Origin of the sequence: Pseudomonas sp. SB113 (assembly GCF_040754745.1) — a bacterium.
Lineage (GTDB): Bacteria > Pseudomonadota > Gammaproteobacteria > Pseudomonadales > Pseudomonadaceae > Aquipseudomonas > Aquipseudomonas grimontii.
On sequence record NZ_JBFMHW010000006.1, the window covers coordinates 48,085 to 65,746 of the forward strand.

The window sequence follows — 17,662 nt, forward strand, 5'->3', positions numbered from 1 at the left end:
ACGGGTGACCGTGCTGCTTAGAGCTTACCGGCGCCGGCCTTGGCCTTGACGTCGGCGGCGACCTTATCTGCGGCCAGCGGGGTGTAGCTGTATGGCGGGGTCCAGCCGATGCTCGTGCTCCACGGGCAGCTCAATGCGCTGCCGTTGAGGGTCGAACCGGTGTCACGGTAGACGCTGCCACCGTAATCGCCGGCGATCTTGTCGCAACCGCTGATACCGCTGATCTCGAAGGCATTGCGCTCGGAGAAGATCTTCGAGTTCTTGCCCACGCCATGGGCGTACGAGAACGGGTACACCTTATGGCTGGTGCTGCCCACGTGGTAGTTGTTGTACAGGTGCACCTGGCCGAAGCGCACGCGTGGCGCACGGGCAGAGATGTTCTCGAACAGGGTATTGTGGATGGTGACCTTGAGCTTGCCGTCATCGGTGGTGCGGCTGTCGCTGGAACCGATCAGGTTGTTCTTCTCGTGCGACTTGAACGCCGAGTACGAGATGGTCACGTAGTTGGCGCCGTTTTTAACATCCAGCGCGCCGTCGTGATGCTGCTTCGGACGGCCGTTGGCGCTGCCGTTCTGGTCATCGGTACGGCGGCCATCGGTGAAGGTCACGTGATCGACCCACACGTTGTTGGCACCTTCGATGGTCAGGCCGTCGTATTCCGAGTTCCAGTTGCCGGCGCTGCCGTCTGTAGGGTCCCACTTCGGCTCGGGATCCCAAGGGTTTTCGATGGTGATGTTGCGGATGATGACGTCGTTTTCCTTGGCATAGAAGAAACCCTCGCGGATTTCAGCATTGCTGGTGGTACCGACGATGGTGGTCTTGCCAGGAATATCCAGGCGACCGCGGACCTTCATATCGGCAGTCGTCGTATAAGCCTTGCCTTCGCTGATATCGATGATGCCGGTGATTTTGATGATGCGGCCGTTGGTGCCCACCGAAGCCTTCAGTGCAGTTTTCAGCTCAGCCGCGTTTTTCGCCGTGTAGATATTATTCGCCGCGGCTCGCGAGCCGCCCTTGGTGCCGCCGTTTTGAGTGGCCCAGCCGGTGGTGGCTGAATCCAGCCAAATGTCCGCGGCATGCGCAGGAACGCTGGACAGCAGCAGGGCACCGATAACGGCACTGGCCAGTTTGGAGGCAGTGAAGGTTGAGGGGTTTGTCATGAGTAATCAGATCCTTGATTAACTTGAGTGTTTAAACGCGCACAGGCATGCGCGTTTCTCGAGCGGACGTCCTTGCCACTGGTGCAGCGAATCGAACGTCCGCTGCATGAGAAATACTATCATGTGTGTCCGTGTTGTCGTACAACTGTTTATAGAATAAACAAGTAAACGGTTTTGTTTACCACTCCCAGGAGATCCTTTTCACGAGTAAAAAGAGGGGCGTTTGTCGGCCCGGTATCGCTGCAAAATACTTAAATCGGCTAAAGCTTTTAAAGCACTCATTACCATTCAAGGGATTTGCCGCTGATGCTTCTTCAACCGGTAGGCAAATTGAGCGCGGCTGAGCCCCACGAGCCTGGCGGCGGCGGCCAGGTTGCCGGCGTTTTGTTGCAGCGCTTCATTGATCAGGCGCGACTCCAGGCCTTCGATGGAAAAGCCCTGATCCAACTGGCCAAGGGTGTCCAGCAGTGCAGGGCGCGGCGCTGTTGTTGTCATCTGCGGCCCTGTGTTGGACAGGCTGCCATGGTCGTCCAGGCCATAGGGATCGGCAGGCATCGGCTCGTTGCGAAACAGGTGCACGAGGTCAATGGGTTGGCCTTCGTCACTGGCGATCAGGCCGCGTTCGATCAGGTTTTGCAACTCGCGCACATTGCCCGCGAAGTCATAGCGCAGCAAAACTTTCAGGGCGCGCATGGTCAGGCCTACCGGCGTTCGCGCGTATTCCTGGCAGAAGCGCGTGAGGAACGCATTGATCAGCAGTGGGATGTCGTCCCGGCGTTCGCGTAGCGGGGGCAGGGCGATGGGGTAGACATTCAGGCGGTAGAACAGGTCTTCACGAAAGCTGCCGTCAGCCACGGCTTTGCGCAAGTCGATATTGGTGGCGGCCACTACGCGCACATCCACCTTGATACCGCGCACCCCGCCGACCCGTTCGATTTCCCGTTCCTGCAAGGCGCGCAGCAACTTGCTTTGCCCGGCCAGGCTGAGGCTGGTGATTTCATCCAGGAACAGCGTGCCGCCCTGGGCCCGCTCGAAACGTCCAGGGCGCGAGTGCGTCGCCCCGGTGTACGCGCCGCGTTCGACACCAAACAGCTCGGCCTCGATCAGGTTGTCCGGAATGGCGGCGCAGTTGAGCGCCACGAACGGGCCGTCATGGCGGCGACTGAGCTGGTGCAACTGGCGCGCAAACATCTCCTTGCCCACTCCGGATTCACCGCTGATCAACACCGTTGCCGGGGTCAGCGCGACCCGTTGCAGGGCTTGCATCGCCGCGTTGAACGCCGCACTGGCGCCCACCAACGGCTGGGGCTGGCTGATGCCGCCGCCGCTGCGCAGCGGATTGGCGAGCGTGGGGGCGGCAGGGTGGGTCACGGCTTGGGACACATTCAGGTAGCGCAGGTCCTGCTCGACGTCACCCCATTGTTCGGCGGTCTTGCCGACCACCTTACAGCTGCGATGGCCCATGCCCCGGCATTCGACTTCGCGGAAAATCACCATTTGCCCGAACAGGCCACTGACGAAACCAATGGCATAGCCGGTTTCAGTCCAGCACACCGGGTCCTGGCCAATGCCGTAGGCACTCACATGTTCATCGGCCTCGCAGGAGTGGTGCCAGAGGAACTCGCCTTCATAGAACCCTGAGTCGGCATCGAACTTGAAGTGCAGCGGTTCGACCTTGGCCATGCCTTCCAGGGTGTGCAGGTGGGTCCCGGCGCGAAACACGGCGGCGGCATCGGCCTGTGGCCAGCGCTCGCGTATCAACCGCGCATCCCGCGCGCCGGAGGCATAACCGGTGCGGGTGAACAGGCCACGCGCCTGCTCCAGCCCCAGGCGCGCGATGACCTCCCCGCGCAGGGCGCCGAACGACGAACTGTGCAGCAATACCATGCGTTGATCGTTGAGCCAGATACGCCCGTCTTCGGGCGAAAAGAACAGGCAGTCGGCCAGCTCCGCCGGCGTGGGTGAGCTGCTGTCGCTGAGTTGGCGACTGTCGCCGCGCGGATGATAGGGCGCGATGGCCACCCGGTCGTCGGGCAGCGCGCTGTGGGGATTAGTCATTGTTATGCCCCTGCAAAGCGAGTGATCGATATGAGTAACTGCTCAGATAGTTATTAAACATAACCTTATCAATTGAACAAGTGGCAGCGCTCCGGTTTTTGCAGGTGATCGGCGGGTGAGGCATGAGCGGCGCGTGGCAGGCCCCGTCCCAAAGCCCTCGACGCTTTATGTCGGCGCCGTTGCGTACAAGCGGCACAGCCTTTGCTCAAGGCTTGATGCGGCGTTTGCACCCTGTGCAGGCGATGACAATTACAAGAACCGGGAGTTGCCATGTCAGTGTCTGAAACCACCCACTTTCTACAGCGGGCCATTGAGTCCGAATGCCTGTTCAACGGCGATTGGATACCCGCCTCGGGTTCCGTGATCGCGGTGATCGAACCCGCCACCGGCGAACCCCTGATGCGCTGCGCCATGGCCAACCCGGCCGATATCGCCATCGCCTGCCGCAGCGCGGCCCTGGCGCAGCCGGCCTGGGCTGCACTCGGCCCCCGGGAGCGCGCCGAGGTGTTTCGCAAGGCGGCGGACCTGGCCCAGCAGTCCTTTGCCGAACTGGCGCTGTACGTCGCGCGGGAAACCGGCGGCGCGTTGTTCAAGGGCGAACACGAAGTACGCGAAGCGATTGTGCTGCTGCATCAGGCGGCGGGGCTGTTGTCCCAACCTCACGGAGTGGTACTGCCCAGTGAAGCAGGGCGCCTGTCCTATGCCCGGCGTCAGCCCCATGGCGTGGTCGGGGTGATTTCACCGTTCAATTTTCCGCTGGTGCTGTCGCTGCGTTCGGTGGCCCCGGCGCTGGCGGCGGGCAATGCGGTGGTGCTCAAGCCCGACCCGCAGACCCCGGTCAGCGGTGGTTTTCTCATCGCCCGGCTGTTCGAGGAAGCGGGCTTGCCCAAGGGCCTGCTGCAGGTGTTGCCCGGTGCCGCGCCAGCGGGTGAAGCGCTGTGCCGCGATCCGAATGTGCGGATGATCGCGTTCACCGGCTCCACGGCGGCGGGGCGCAAAGTCGCCGAAGTGGCCGGACGACACCTGAAAAAAGTCGCGCTGGAACTGGGCGGCAAAAACCCGCTGATCATTCTTGAAGACGCCGACCTCGACCTGGCCGCGAGCAATGCCGCCTGGGGTGCCTGGCTGCACCAGGGGCAAATCTGCATGGCGACCGGCTTGATTCTCGCCCATGAATCCATCGCCGAACGCCTCACGCGCAAGTTGGTGGACAAGGCCCGTGCGCTCACGGTCGGCAATGCCGCCCGTGGTGAAGCAGCGCTCGGCCCGTTGATCAACCAACGGCAATTGCAGCGCGTGCACGAGATCGTCAGCGACAGCCTGCACGCGGGCGCGCGGTTGGAGGCGGGTGGCGAATACGACCAGTTGTTCTACCAGCCCACCGTGCTCAGTGGCGTGCGCCCGGGCATGCGCGCGTTTGAGGATGAAATCTTCGGTCCGGTGGCCACGGTGGTCAGTTTTGCTACGGACGAGGAGGCCATCGAACTGGCCAACCGCACCGAGTACGGCCTCTCGGCCGCCATCATCTCTCCATCGGTCGGGCGCGCCATGGCCATCGGCGAGCGCCTTGATTGCGGCCTGCTGCACATCAACGACCAGACCGTGGCCGACGAATGCATCAACCCGTTCGGCGGGCGCGGCGCTTCTGGTAATGGCGGCAGCGTGGGCGGGCCGGCCGACTGGGACGAGTACAGCCAGTGGCAGTGGGTCACGGTGAAAAATACCCCGCCCAGATATCCATTCTGAGCCCTGGCTCATCGGTTTGATCCACCCATGCCTATACAAAAATAAGAGGGCTTGAACATGAACCTGCACAATAAAACCTTGATCGTCACTGGCGTCGCTTCCGGCATTGGCGCTGAACTGGCGCGGCTCGCGCGGTTCCAGGGCGCTACGGTGATCGGCGTTGATCGCCATGAACCGCAACTGACCCTGGATGGCTTTTTCCAGGCTGACCTGGGCGATCCTGCCAGCATCGATGCCTTGGTGGCGCGCCTGCCGGCGCGGGTCGATGGGCTGTGCAACATTGCCGGCGTGCCCGGTACGGCGCCCGTGCCAGCGGTGGCCACGGTCAATTACCTGGGGTTGCGGCACCTGACTCAAGCGCTGCTGCCACGTATGTCGGCGGGCGGCAGCATCGTCAATGTTGCCTCGGTGCTCGGCGCGCAATGGCCGCAACGGCTGGAGCTGCACAAGGCCCTGGCCGCGACGCAAAGCTTCGAGGCCGGGCAGCAGTGGCTGGCGGCCAATCCGGTGGAGCAGGCCAGCTGTTATCAGTACTTCAAGGAAGCGCTCATTGTGTGGAGCTTCCAGCAATCCCAAGGCTGGTTTCGCGATCACTCGGTGCGCATCAACTGCGTAGCGCCAGGGCCGGTGTTCACGCCGATTCTCGGCGATTTCGTCAGCATGCTCGGGCCGGAGCGGGTGGCCGCGGACAGCCAGCGCATGACCCGTCCGGCCCTGGCCGATGAGGTGGCGGCGGTGATTGCCTTCCTCTGCTCGGACGCCGCGCGCTGGGTCAACGGGGTCAATCTGCCGGTGGACGGCGGGTTGGCGGCGACCTACGTGTAGGGGTTGCAACAGCGATAAACCCCGGCGCGGATCCACCGTGCCGGGGGTCTTGAACAACAACAAAAATACAGGACATACAAGATGCTCAAGCCTATCTTGCGGGCGGTTGCGGCCACGACGTTTGTCGCACTGACATCGACTGCTTACGCTTATGATTTGCCCGGACTCAACCTCGGCAGCACCAGTTTCTACGACGGCTCACCGGCCCCGGCCGGCCCTGGCTGGTACCTGGAGGAATACCTGACGTACTCCCGGGCCAGCCGCTTCAATGATGCCAACGGCAACAAACTGGCGCTGCCCAAGCAGGACGTGGAAGTGGTGGCGCCTACCACGCAGATCATCTACCTCGGCCAACCTCTGGCCAACGGTGCGATGCCGGGGTTCACCCTGATCAACACCTCCCTGGCCCATGTGGATGTCGACGATGGGTTGAACAATGCGGCGCTGAGTTCTCGCGCCGGCTTTGGTGATGTGATTGTGGGGCCCTTCCTGCAACTGCCGACCCTGAGCCGCGCCGATGGCAGCCCACTGCTGACCCAACGTGTCGAAGCCGATATCTCGGTGCCGGTGGGAGCCTATGACCGCAAGCGCTCGATCAACCCCGGCAGCAACTTCTGGTCATTCAACCCATATTACGCGGCGACGTATTGGTTCAGCCCGAAGTGGTCGGCGAGTGGGCGTTTCATGTACCTGTGGAATGGCAAGAATGATGATCCGCAGGCCGGCTTTGGGGATGTATCCGATACCCAGGCCGGCCAGGCGTTGCATGCCAACCTGACGCTGCAATATGCCTTGAGCCAGCAACTGAGCGTGGGGGTCAACGGTTATTGGTTGAAGCAGATCACCGATACAAAGGTGGACGGGGATGCCGTGAGCGGGCGTCGGGAGAAGGTCTGGGCCATGGGCCCAGGCCTGGTCTATGCCTTCAGCAAGGAAGACGTGCTGTCGGTGAACGCTTACTTCGAGCAGCAAGCTGAGAACCGCACACAGGGCAACAAGCTGGTGCTCAACTGGCTGCACAAGTTCTAGGTGGTGCCTTACGCACCATGACGCTGATGATGGTCAGTGCGGCGATCACCACACCAGGGGCGGTCGCCAGCAGTACCCCGGCGGTGCCGGCGCCGGCGGCGAGCAGTTGCCCCGCCGCCAGTGGCCCGGCCACCGAACCCAGGCGGCCAACAGCCACGGCGGCACCGACACCGGTGGCGCGCACCGAGGTTGGATACGAGGGCGGTGCCGACGCATACAGCACCAACTGCGCGGCCATGACGAACAGGCCGGCGGCAAAACCGGCAATGGCCATGGGCACGATGCCCACCGACAACCCGACCCCTGCCAACGCCGCCAGCAACCCGGCATACACCGACAGCACCACTTTGACGGCATTGCACCGGTCCAGCAGCACGCCACCGAGCAGCGAACCGAGGGCGCCGCCGATATTGAAGAGCATCTGCACCATGCCCGCCTGGGGTTTGCTGAAGCCTTGTTCCAGCAACAGCGACGGCAGCCAGTTAAGCAGCATGTACATCACGGTCAGGGTGAAGAAGTAGCTGAGCCACAACGCCAGTGTGGTGCGCGCGCGACCTTCGCCGAACAGCGCCTGGCCGGTGGAAGGGCGGGCGGCGTGCGTGGTGTCGAGCTGTTGGCGAAAGGCGCTGGATTCAGGCAGCAGCAGGATCATCAACGGTACGGCCAGCAAGGGCGCCAGGCCGCCGATGATAAAGGTGGTCTGCCAGTGCTCACTGGAAAACATCGCCACCACTGCGGCCAATGCACCCCCCAGCGGCACCCCGCAGTACATCACGCTGATGGCCGTGCCACGGTTGCGTTCGCTCACCGCTTCGGCGCACAGCGCGATCAGGTTGGGCAGCGCAGCGCCCAGGCCCAGGCCGGTGAGAAAACGCACCAGCAACAGGCTTGAATAGCTGTCGACAAACGCGGTGCTCAGGGAAAACAGCCCGAACAGCAGCACGGCGCTCACCAGGATTTTCTTGCGCCCGATGCGGTCGGCGACCCAGCCGCCGAAGAACGCCCCCGGCAGCAGGCCGATGATGCCGACGCTGAACACCCAGCCGAGCATCTTCGGATCCAGGGCGAACGTTTGACGTAACCCAGCGGCGGCAGTGCCGGCGGCTTGCAGATCGAACCCCTCGATCAGCGCAACGATAAAGCACAACGCAATAGTCAGCGTCGAACGACGCGATGGACTGTCCATGGGCAAACCTCATTGTTGTTTTTGTTGTGGTGGCGAGCGCGAGTGGCTGCTGACGATTAAGATAACAAAGATAACTAAAAAATGAATCGTGGATTAAAAACACCTAAAAGACTGAATAAATTCACTGGATTCAAAAGGTTGCGATCTAGATCCATATACAACTAAAAAATAGATAGTTTTATTAATGTTCGATTATCGCTCAGTTGCGGTTGACGGGCACCGTCGGCTGTTTCCATTCTTGGCTCGCGAAGCCGACCGGGCCGAGCGTGTGCCACCCCAAAAACAACAACAAAAAATGGACATCGAACATGCCAGAACTCCCTATGGAGCACGCCGTTGCAGCGGCGCCCGTCGCCTGTGTGTCAAACAACACTCCATGCCTGCTCATGGCATGCCTGGCCTTGAGCGTGCTGCCCGCTCCGCTGTGGGCCGCAGGCTTTATCGACGACAGCCACGGCACCTTGACCTTGCGCAATTACTACCTGGACCGCGACTACAAGGACGACGGTGCGAAGACTGCCGCGCGGGAATGGGCCCAGGCGTTCATCCTCAACCTGGAATCGGGGTACACCCCAGGCCCCGTGGGTTTTGGGCTGGATGTACGCGGGCTGATGGGGGTCAAGCTCGACTCCTCGCCAGACCGCAGCGGCACCGAGTTGTTGCCGGTGTCGGCCAGCGACAAGCGCGCCGCCGATGAGTACTCGCGCCTGGCTCCCACCGCCAAGCTGCGGTTTGCGCAAACCACGGTGAAGGCCGGCGATGTGTCGATCTTCCTGCCGTTCGCCTTTGCCAGTCCGTCGCGCCTGCTGCCGCAAACCTTTCGCGGCACCACCTTGAGCTCCAAGGACATCGATGGCCTGACCCTTAACACCGGCTACATCGACCGTATCAACAAACGCGACTCCACCGACTACCAGGCCATGACCATCGCCTCGCCCAACCGGCGTTTCAACGCCACCGCCACCACGTCGCACCTGGCGTATGTGGGCGGTGACTATCAGGTCAACAAAGACCTCAGCCTGCGCGTCTATCACTCGCAGGTCGCGGACCTCTACCAACAGGACACCCTGGCGCTGCTGCATAACCTGCCGTTGGGCGATGGCGTGTTCACCAGCGACCTGCGCAGTTTTTTCAGTCGCGAAGATGGCAGTGCTAAGGCGGGCAAGGTGGATAACCGCAACCTCTCGGCGCTGTTTGGCTACCGCCTCGGCGGCCATCGCGTCAGCCTTGGCTACATGCACTCAAGCGGGGAGACGGCCACACCTTATATCTCCGGCACCGAGTTGATGGGCATGAGCGAACTGACCATGAGCTCGGACTTTCTCAACGCCAAGGAGCGCACCTGGCAGGCCATCTATGACTACGACTTCGCCGCAGCGGGTGTGCCGGGGTTGAAGACTCGGCTGCGCTATGTGCGGGGCGACAACATCGAACTGGCGGCTTTCAACGCCGAGGATCGCAAGGAGCGCGAGTTCCAGATGGAGCTGGGGTATGTGATCCAGGACGGCCCGCTGAAGAATGTCGGGTTCATGGCGCGCAAGTCGATCTACCGCAATGACTTCCCGAGCGGCGCGGCCTTTCGTGATGAAAACCAGACCCGTTTCCTGGTGCTCTACACCGTGGCGCTCTGGTAAGCCGATCAGTCCTGGTAGACCTTCTTCAGCAGGCGCAGCAGCTCTTCGCGTTCCTGGCCGTCGAGGGCGGCCGTGGCGTCCAGGTCGCTTTGGGCGGCGATGGCCTTGAGCTCCTTGAGCAGGGTTTCGCCGCTCTTGCTGAGGAAGATCCCGTAGGAGCGCTTGTCCGGCTTGCAGCGCACCCGCACCGCAAGGGCGCGGCTTTCCAGCTTGTTCAGCAACGGCACCACCTGGGGCGGCTCGATGGCCAGGGCGCGAGCCAGATCGGCCTGCATCAGCCCAGGGTTCTGCTCGATGATCGCCAGGGCCGAGAACTGCGCAGGGCGCAGATCGTGGTCCGACAGCCGGCCGATCAGGTTCTGGAACAGCTTGAGCTGGGCGCGGCGCATGGCGTAGCCGATCAGATCGTCCAGGGCCGAATCCAGCGGCGGCCGTACCTCGTCGTTGTCGGGCAGGGCCTGGCTGGCGGTGGCGATGTTGGAAGGCTTGGCCATTGGCAGTGCAATCCTCAGAAAGTGGAGGTTAAGAAGGCTATCTAGTTTGCCGGGGTTGGCGCGCTATGGCTATGCCGGGTTTTCACGGCGCCTGCACCGTGCGGGTTTTAAGCAGGAAAAATATTGGTTATCTGGATTAATAGTTAATTGACATAACTATATTTGCGGTTTAATTTCGAATCATCTTCACAACCAGAACAAGAGCGTACCGCCATGAGCAATTACGAAGGCCGTTGGACCACCGTCAAGGTTGAGATCGAAGAGGGCATCGCCTGGGTCATTCTCAATCGTCCGGAAAAACGCAACGCCATGAGCCCGACCCTGAACCGGGAAATGATCGACGTCCTCGAAACCCTCGAGCAGGACCCTGCCGCAGGCGTGCTGGTGCTGACCGGTGCGGGCGAAGCCTGGACTGCGGGCATGGACCTCAAGGAATACTTCCGCGAGGTGGATGCCGGCCCGGAAATCCTCCAGGAAAAAATCCGCCGCGAAGCCTCGCAATGGCAATGGAAACTGCTGCGCATGTACGCCAAGCCGACCATCGCCATGGTCAATGGCTGGTGCTTCGGCGGTGGCTTCAGCCCGCTGGTGGCCTGTGACCTGGCGATCTGCGCCGACGAAGCGACCTTCGGCCTCTCGGAAATCAACTGGGGCATCCCGCCGGGCAACCTGGTGAGCAAGGCCATGGCCGACACCGTGGGCCATCGCCAATCGCTGTACTACATCATGACCGGCAAGACTTTTGGCGGGCAGAAAGCCGCCGAAATGGGCCTGGTCAACGAAAGCGTGCCGCTGGCTCAACTGCGCGAAGTAACCATTGAACTGGCGCGCAACCTGCTGGAGAAAAACCCGGTGGTGCTGCGTGCGGCCAAGCATGGCTTCAAGCGCTGCCGCGAATTGACCTGGGAGCAGAACGAGGATTACCTCTACGCCAAGCTTGATCAGTCGCGCCTGCTCGACACCGAAGGCGGTCGCGAGCAGGGCATGAAACAGTTCCTCGACGACAAGAGCATCAAGCCTGGCCTGCAGGCGTATAAACGCTGAAGGGCGCGGCCGCCTGGCCGCGCCGTTGTACCCTGCTTGAACGTATTCCCGATAAAGACAATAAAGAGGAATCACCATGCTGGACGTGCCCCTGTTGATCGGCGGCCAGTCGTGCCCCGCCCGCGACGGTCGAACCTTCGAACGTCGCAACCCGGTGACCGGTGAAGTGGTCTCGCGGGTGGCCGCCGCGACCCTGGAAGATGCCGACGCCGCCGTCGCCGCAGCCCAAGCCGCGTTCCCCGCGTGGGCGGCGCTGGCGCCCAACGAACGCCGCACCCGCTTGCTCAACGCTGCCGAGCAATTGCAGGCGCGCAGCGCCGAATTCATCGCCGCCGCCGGCGAAACCGGCGCCATGGCCAACTGGTATGGCTTCAACGTGCGCCTGGCGGCCAATATGCTGCGCGAAGCGGCGTCGATGACCACCCAGATCACCGGTGAAGTGATCCCCTCCGATGTCCCCGGCAGTTTCGCCATGGCCTTGCGTCAGCCTTGCGGCGTGGTGCTGGGCATCGCGCCGTGGAATGCCCCGGTGATCCTCGCCACACGCGCCATCGCCATGCCGCTGGCCTGTGGCAATACCGTGGTGCTCAAGGCCTCGGAGCTGAGCCCGGCGGTGCACCGCCTGATTGGCCAGGTGTTGCAGGACGCCGGCCTGGGCGATGGCGTGGTCAACGTCATCAGCAATGCCCCGGCGGATGCCGCTGCGATTGTCGCGCGGTTGATCGCCAACCCAGCCGTGCGTCGGGTCAACTTCACCGGCTCGACCCATGTGGGGCGGATTGTCGGCGAGCTCTCGGCGCGTCACCTCAAGCCGGCCTTGCTGGAGTTGGGCGGCAAGGCGCCGTTGCTGGTGCTCGACGACGCCGACCTCGACGCTGCGGTCGCGGCGGCAGCCTTTGGGGCCTACTTCAACCAGGGCCAGATTTGCATGTCCACCGAACGCCTGATTGTCGATGCCAAGGTCGCCGATGCGTTCACCGCCAAGCTGGTGGCCAAGGTCGCGACCCTGCGCGCGGGCGATCCCATTGCAGCGGATTCGGTCCTCGGTTCCCTGGTGGACGCCGGCGCCGGCACACGCATCAAGGCCCTGATCGACGATGCCCTTGCCAAGGGCGCGCGGCTGGTGGTGGGTGGCCAACTGGACGGCAGCATCCTGCAGCCGACCCTGATCGATGGCGTCACCGAACACATGCGTTTGTACCGCGAAGAGTCCTTCGGCCCGGTGGCGGTGCTGCTACGCGGTGACGGGGATGAAGCCTTGCTGCGCCTGGCCAACGACTCCGAGTTCGGCCTTTCGGCGGCGATCTTCAGCCGTGACACCGGGCGTGCACTGGCCCTGGCGCAACGGGTCGAATCGGGCATTTGCCATATCAACGGCCCGACCGTGCATGACGAGGCGCAGATGCCGTTTGGCGGGGTCAAGTCCAGCGGCTACGGCAGCTTTGGTGGCAAGGCCGCGATCGAGCACTTCACGCAATTGCGCTGGGTGACCTTGCAGAACGGGCCACGGCATTACCCGATCTGAGCAGGCGTCGCGACATAACAATAACAAGGCGGCTGTGATCCGCCTTGCTGGAGGACACCCTTGTGAGTTCCGAATTCAGACCGCAACCCCAGCCCGCACCGCGATACCGCGAGGTCTCCATCGGCCACCCCCCGGTGGCGGTCACTGAAGAACACGGCGTGCTGCATATGCGCTCCCTGGAGCCCCTGGCCGAGTTGCCGGCGCGCTTGCTCGACCGCCTGGTGCATTGGGCCCAGGTGCGGCCCGAGCAGACGTTTATCGCGGCCCGCCAGGCTGGTGGTGATTGGCGCCGCGTCAGCTACCGCGAGATGCTCGACAGCGTGCGTGCGATTGCCCAGGGCCTGTTGAGTTACGGGCTCTCGGCGCACAAGCCGCTGGCATTGCTGTCGGGCAACGATATCGAACATTTGCAGGTCGCCCTCGGCGCGATGTACGCCGGCATTCCCTACTGCCCGGTATCGCCGGCGTATTCGTTGTTGTCCCAGGATTTCGCCAAGCTGCGGCATGTGTGCGACCTGCTGCAACCGGGGCTGGTGTTCGTCAGCGATGCGGCCGCTTACCAGCGCGCCATCGACGCTGTCCTGCCGGCCGAGACCCCGCTGATCAGCGTGCGCGGCCACGTGCCTGGGCGCACTCAGGTCAGCTTCGCCAGCCTGCTGCAAACGCCGGGCGGCGCCGAGGCCGATGCGGCGTTCCAGGTCACCGGCCCCGACAGCATCGCCAAGTTTCTCTTCACCTCGGGCTCGACCAAATTGCCCAAGGCCGTGATCACCACCCAGCGCATGCTCTGCGCCAACCAGCAAATGCTGTTGCAGACGTTTCCGGTGTTCGGTGAGGAGCCGCCGGTACTGGTGGACTGGTTGCCGTGGAACCACACGTTTGGTGGCAGCCATAACGTCGGCATCGTGCTCTACAACGGCGGCACCTTTTACCTCGACGACGGTAAACCCACGGTCCAGGGCTTTGCCGAAACCCTGCGCAACCTCAAGGAAATTTCGCCCACCGCCTATTTGACGGTGCCCAAGGGCTGGGAAGAACTGGTCAACGCCCTGGAACAGGACGCCGAGTTGCGCGAGCGGTTTTTTGCACGCATGAAACTGTTCTTCTTCGCCGCCGCCGGCCTGTCGCAAAGTGTCTGGGATCGCCTCGACCGCGTGGCCGAACAGCACTGCGGTGAACGTATCCGCATGATGGCCGGGCTGGGCATGACCGAAGCCGCGCCGTCCTGTACCTTCACCACCGGGCCGTTGTCCATGGCCGGCTATATCGGCTTGCCTGCGCCGGGCTGCGAGGTGCGCCTGGTGCCGTTGGACGGCAAGTTCGAAGGGCGTTTTCGCGGGCCGCACATCATGCCGGGGTACTGGCGGGCGCCCGAGCAAACCGCCGAGGTGTTCGACGAACAGGGTTTCTACTGTTCAGGTGACGCGATCAAACTCGCCGACCCGCACCAGCCGCAACTGGGGCTGATGTTCGACGGGCGGATTGCCGAGGATTTCAAGTTGTCTTCCGGGGTGTTTGTCAGTGTCGGCCCGTTGCGCAATCGCGCCGTGCTCGACGGTTCGCCCTATGTGCAGGACCTGGTGATTACCGCGCCGGACCGCGAATGCCTGGGAGCCCTGGTGTTCCCAAGGCTCTACGAATGCCGGCGGCTGGCCGGCTTGGGCGCCGACGCCAGCGACGCCGAGGTGCTGGGCAGCGCGCCGGTACGCCAGTGGTTCGGCGACTGGTTGCAGCGCCTCAACCGCGAGGCCACCGGCAATGCCAGCCGCCTGGAATGGATCGCCCTGCTCGACGAGCCGGCGTCCATCGACCGTGGGGAAATCACCGACAAAGGCTCGATCAACCAGCGCGCCGTGCTGCAATGGCGCGCGGCCAAGGTCGAGGCGTTGTATCGCGGCGAAGAGGCCACGATCCTGCGCGCCGGGCCCAAGCCTTGAGCAGCGCCGGGCAGTACTCGGCGTTTGCCGATGCGGCGATTTTCGCGGCGGTGCGCACGCCGTGGGTCGACCTTGGCGGCGCACTGTCCCAGGTGTCGCCCATCGACCTGGGCATCAAGGTGGGTCGTGAAGTGTTGGCCCGGGCCGGCATCGACCCCCAGGCGGTGGACAGCGTTCTGGCCGGCTCCATGGCCCAGGCCAGCTTCGATGCCTACTTGTTGCCACGGCATATCGGCTTGTACAGCGGGGTGGCGCAAGCGGTCCCGGCACTGGGGGTGCAGCGCATCTGCGCCACCGGTTTCGAGCTGCTGCGCCAGGCCGCTGAACAGTTGCGCGACGAGGTGCAACTGGCCCTGTGCGTGGCCAGTGAATCCATGTCGCGCAACCCGATTGCGGCCTACACCCATCGCGACGGGTTTCGACTCGGCGGCGAGGTGCAATTCAAGGATTTTCTCTGGGAGGCCCTGTACGACCCGGCCCCTGGCCTGGACATGATCGCCACCGCCGACAATCTGGCGCGCCGTTATGGCCTCAGCCGCAAGGCCGTGGACCGTCACGCCTGCGACAGCCATCAGCGCGCCTTGCAGGCGCAACGTGACGGCGCCTGGACGGAAGAAATCGTCACGGTCGATAACCAGGTGTTCGAGCTTGAGGGGTACCAGCCCAGGGGCATTAGCCTCGCGCGCCGGGCCAGTGCCGTCAGCGTCGACAGCCACCCACGGCCCACCGACCTTGCGGCCCTGACGCGCTTGCGCGCCGTGCATCCAGGCGGCGTGCAAACCGCCGGCAACAGTTGTGCGGTGGTCGATGGGGCGGCGGCGGCGCTGGTGGGGCGTGCCTCGGCCAGCACGCGTCCGGCCCTGGCGCGGCTGCTGGCCAGCGCGGTGGTCGGTGTGGCCCCCGAGTTCATGGGCATCGGCCCGGCTCCGGCGATCCGCCTTCTGTTACAACGCAGCGGGTTGAATTTGGGCGACATCGGCCGCTTCGAGATCAACGAAGCCCAGGCCGCCCAGGTACTGGCGGTGGCCCATGAACTGGAGCTGGACAGCACCCGCGTCAACGTCCAGGGCGGCTCGCTTGCGCTGGGGCATCCCTTGGCCGCCACCGGCCTGCGCCTGGTGATGACCCTGGCCCGACAACTGCGCCAGCACAACCTGCGCTACGGGATTGCCGCAGCGTGTGTGGGCGGCGGGCAGGGCATGGCGTTGCTGATCGAGAACCCTGTCTACCGCGCTTGATGGTTTTTTTGTCGAAGAGGTGTCCCGATGTGGAGCTATGAGGCGCCCCTGGGCGATATGCAATTTGTCCTGGAACACTGGTTGCAGGCGCCCGATACCTGGCAGCGCACCCCGGCGTTCGCGGCCCTGGACCTGCCGCTGGCGGTACAGGTGCTGGAGGAGGCGGCTCGCTTCAGTCAGGGCGTATTGGCGCCGTTGAATAGCAGCGGTGATCGCCAGGGCTGCCGCTGGCAGGCGGGGCAGGTCAGCACCCCGGACGGCTTTGCCGAGGCCTATCGCGCCTATGTCGACGGCGGTTGGCCGGCGCTGGCGTGTGCCGAGGAGCAGGGCGGGCAGGGCTTGCCGCAACTGCTCGATGCGGCGCTGCAAGAGATGCTCTACGCCAGCAACCATGCCTGGGCCATGTACACCGGGATCGCTCACGGCGCTTACCTGTGCCTCAAGACCCACGCCGCCCCTTGGCTGCAGGCGCGCTACCTGCCCGAGATTGTCAGTGGCCAGGCCTTGCCCACCATGTGCATGACCGAGTCCCAGGCCGGCAGCGATGTCGGCTTGCTGCGCTGTCGTGCTGAACCCCAGGCGGATGGCAGTTATCGCCTCAGCGGCAGCAAGCTGTTTATCTCCGGCGGCGAGCACGACCTCACGGCCAATATCCTGCACCTGGTGCTGGCGCGCCTGCCCGATGCGCCGTCGGGCAGCCGTGGCATTTCACTGTTCCTGGTGCCCAAGCACCTGGACGATGGCCAGGCCAACGGCGTGCACTGCGACGGCATCGAACACAAGATGGGCATCAAGGGCAGCGCCACGTGTTCCCTGGTGTTCGACGCCGCCCAAGGCTGGCTGATCGGCGACGCCAATCGTGGCCTGGCGGCGATGTTCGTGATGATGAATTCGGCGCGCCTGCATGTCGGCCTGCAAGGCCTGGGGCATGTCGAGGCGGCTTGGCAGAACGCTCGCCAGTACGCCGCCGAGCGCTTGCAAATGCGTGCGCCGTCAAGGCCGGAAGAGGTAGCGGCCCAGGCGGCTGATCCGATCCGTTATCACCCGGCCATGCGCCGTGTGTTGCTGGAGCTGCGCACCACCAGCGAGGGCATGCGCGCCATCGGCTACTGGGCGGCGCACCTGCTTGATCAGGCCGAACATGACCAGGACTCGTCGGCCGCCCAGTTGGCGCCGCTGCTGACGCCCATCATCAAGGCGTTTTTCACCGAACAGGGCTTTCGCCAGGCCAGCAATGCGCTGCAGGTGTTCGGCGGTTACGGCTACGTCACCGAGTTCGCCATCGAGCAAACCCTGCGGGACAGCCGCATCGCGATGATCTACGAGGGCAGTAACGAGATCCAGGCCAATGACCTGTTGCTGCGCAAGGTGCTGGGGGATGAGGGCCGGGCCTTTGGCTTGCTGCTGGCCGAGTTGCGCGCCGAGGCCGCGCAGGGCAGGCATTCTGTCGAATGCGCAGGCTTCTGCGGTGCGTTGGGCAGCCTGTGCGACGCGTTGGCCCGTGTGGTGAGCGCCATACGTGAACGCGCGCATGAGGACAGTGAATACCCCTATCGGGCGGCGCCGGATTTCCTCCAGCTCTGTGGCGTCGCGTTGCTGGCCTTTGCCTGGGCGCGGGCCGCGCGGGTCTCCAGGGCACTGCCCGACGATCACCCCTTGCGCGCCGCCAAGCTGCAAAGCGCCGGGTTCTTTTTCGATTACCTGCCGTCGCGGCTGGCACAGCACCTGGGCGCCATAGACGGGGCACGGGCAGCGCTGGCGTTCATCTGACGCGGCCAGGTGATTG

At 63.6% G+C, this 17,662-nt stretch carries 13 protein-coding genes; 9 read left to right on the forward strand and 4 right to left on the reverse strand.

The window, feature by feature from the left end; all coding sequences use genetic code 11:
• Nucleotides 1-17: 17 nt before the first annotated feature.
• Both AB1462_RS09885 and AB1462_RS09890 read right to left on the reverse strand, forming a co-directional pair.
• On the reverse strand, nucleotides 18-1,160 hold the full coding sequence (locus AB1462_RS09885; protein WP_090402319.1) for a polysaccharide lyase family 1 protein: 1,143 nt from the start codon (nucleotides 1,158-1,160) through the stop codon (nucleotides 18-20).
• Between the two features lie 288 nt (nucleotides 1,161-1,448).
• Entirely contained in the window at nucleotides 1,449-3,218 is a 1,770-nt protein-coding gene (locus tag AB1462_RS09890; RefSeq protein WP_367246658.1) for a sigma 54-interacting transcriptional regulator, read from the reverse strand.
• 270 nt (nucleotides 3,219-3,488) lie between these two features.
• On the opposite strand from AB1462_RS09890, the gene AB1462_RS09895 reads away from it, so the two are divergent.
• From AB1462_RS09895 to AB1462_RS09905, 3 genes are all read left to right on the forward strand, one after another.
• Entirely contained in the window at nucleotides 3,489-4,964 is a 1,476-nt protein-coding gene (locus AB1462_RS09895) for a benzaldehyde dehydrogenase (protein WP_367246659.1), read from the forward strand.
• Between the two features lie 57 nt (nucleotides 4,965-5,021).
• A complete protein-coding gene (locus AB1462_RS09900; protein ID WP_259194464.1) occupies nucleotides 5,022-5,789 on the forward strand; it encodes a coniferyl-alcohol dehydrogenase in 768 nt (255 codons plus the stop codon).
• 81 nt (nucleotides 5,790-5,870) lie between these two features.
• Nucleotides 5,871-6,818: a transporter gene (locus AB1462_RS09905; protein ID WP_259194465.1), complete on the forward strand. Its 948-nt coding sequence runs from the start codon at nucleotides 5,871-5,873 to the stop codon at nucleotides 6,816-6,818.
• Here the strand turns inward: AB1462_RS09905 and mhpT are convergent.
• Entirely contained in the window at nucleotides 6,796-8,004 is a 1,209-nt protein-coding gene (gene mhpT / locus AB1462_RS09910; protein ID WP_259194466.1) for a 3-(3-hydroxy-phenyl)propionate transporter MhpT, read from the reverse strand. The genes AB1462_RS09905 and mhpT overlap by 23 nt on opposite strands.
• Nucleotides 8,005-8,312: 308 nt before the next feature.
• Between mhpT and AB1462_RS09915 the strand changes: the two genes are divergently transcribed.
• Nucleotides 8,313-9,638, forward strand: coding sequence for an OprD family porin (locus AB1462_RS09915; protein ID WP_259194467.1), 1,326 nt, complete (start codon nucleotides 8,313-8,315; stop codon nucleotides 9,636-9,638).
• Between the two features lie 5 nt (nucleotides 9,639-9,643).
• Here AB1462_RS09915 and AB1462_RS09920 read toward each other — a convergent pair whose 3' ends face one another.
• Nucleotides 9,644-10,132, reverse strand: a complete 489-nt coding sequence (locus tag AB1462_RS09920; protein ID WP_056858004.1) for a MarR family transcriptional regulator — start codon at nucleotides 10,130-10,132, stop codon at nucleotides 9,644-9,646.
• 213 nt (nucleotides 10,133-10,345) lie between these two features.
• On the opposite strand from AB1462_RS09920, the gene AB1462_RS09925 reads away from it, so the two are divergent.
• From AB1462_RS09925 to AB1462_RS09945, 5 genes are all read left to right on the forward strand, one after another.
• Nucleotides 10,346-11,176: a p-hydroxycinnamoyl CoA hydratase/lyase gene (locus AB1462_RS09925; protein WP_010567568.1), complete on the forward strand. Its 831-nt coding sequence runs from the start codon at nucleotides 10,346-10,348 to the stop codon at nucleotides 11,174-11,176.
• Between the two features lie 76 nt (nucleotides 11,177-11,252).
• Nucleotides 11,253-12,701 (forward strand): aldehyde dehydrogenase, encoded by a 1,449-nt coding sequence (locus AB1462_RS09930; protein WP_259194468.1) that lies wholly within the window; start codon nucleotides 11,253-11,255, stop codon nucleotides 12,699-12,701.
• 62 nt (nucleotides 12,702-12,763) lie between these two features.
• Complete coding sequence (locus tag AB1462_RS09935; protein WP_259194469.1) at nucleotides 12,764-14,638, forward strand: feruloyl-CoA synthase; 1,875 nt, start codon at nucleotides 12,764-12,766, stop codon at nucleotides 14,636-14,638.
• The gene (locus tag AB1462_RS09940) at nucleotides 14,635-15,876 is read left to right on the forward strand and encodes an acetyl-CoA C-acyltransferase (protein ID WP_367246660.1); all 1,242 of its coding nucleotides are present in this window, start codon (nucleotides 14,635-14,637) and stop codon (nucleotides 15,874-15,876) included. The genes AB1462_RS09935 and AB1462_RS09940 overlap by 4 nt, the downstream gene beginning before the upstream one ends.
• A 27-nt stretch (nucleotides 15,877-15,903) precedes the next feature.
• On the forward strand, nucleotides 15,904-17,646 hold the full coding sequence (locus AB1462_RS09945; protein ID WP_367246661.1) for an acyl-CoA dehydrogenase: 1,743 nt from the start codon (nucleotides 15,904-15,906) through the stop codon (nucleotides 17,644-17,646).
• The last annotated feature ends 16 nt before the right edge of the window (nucleotides 17,647-17,662 follow it).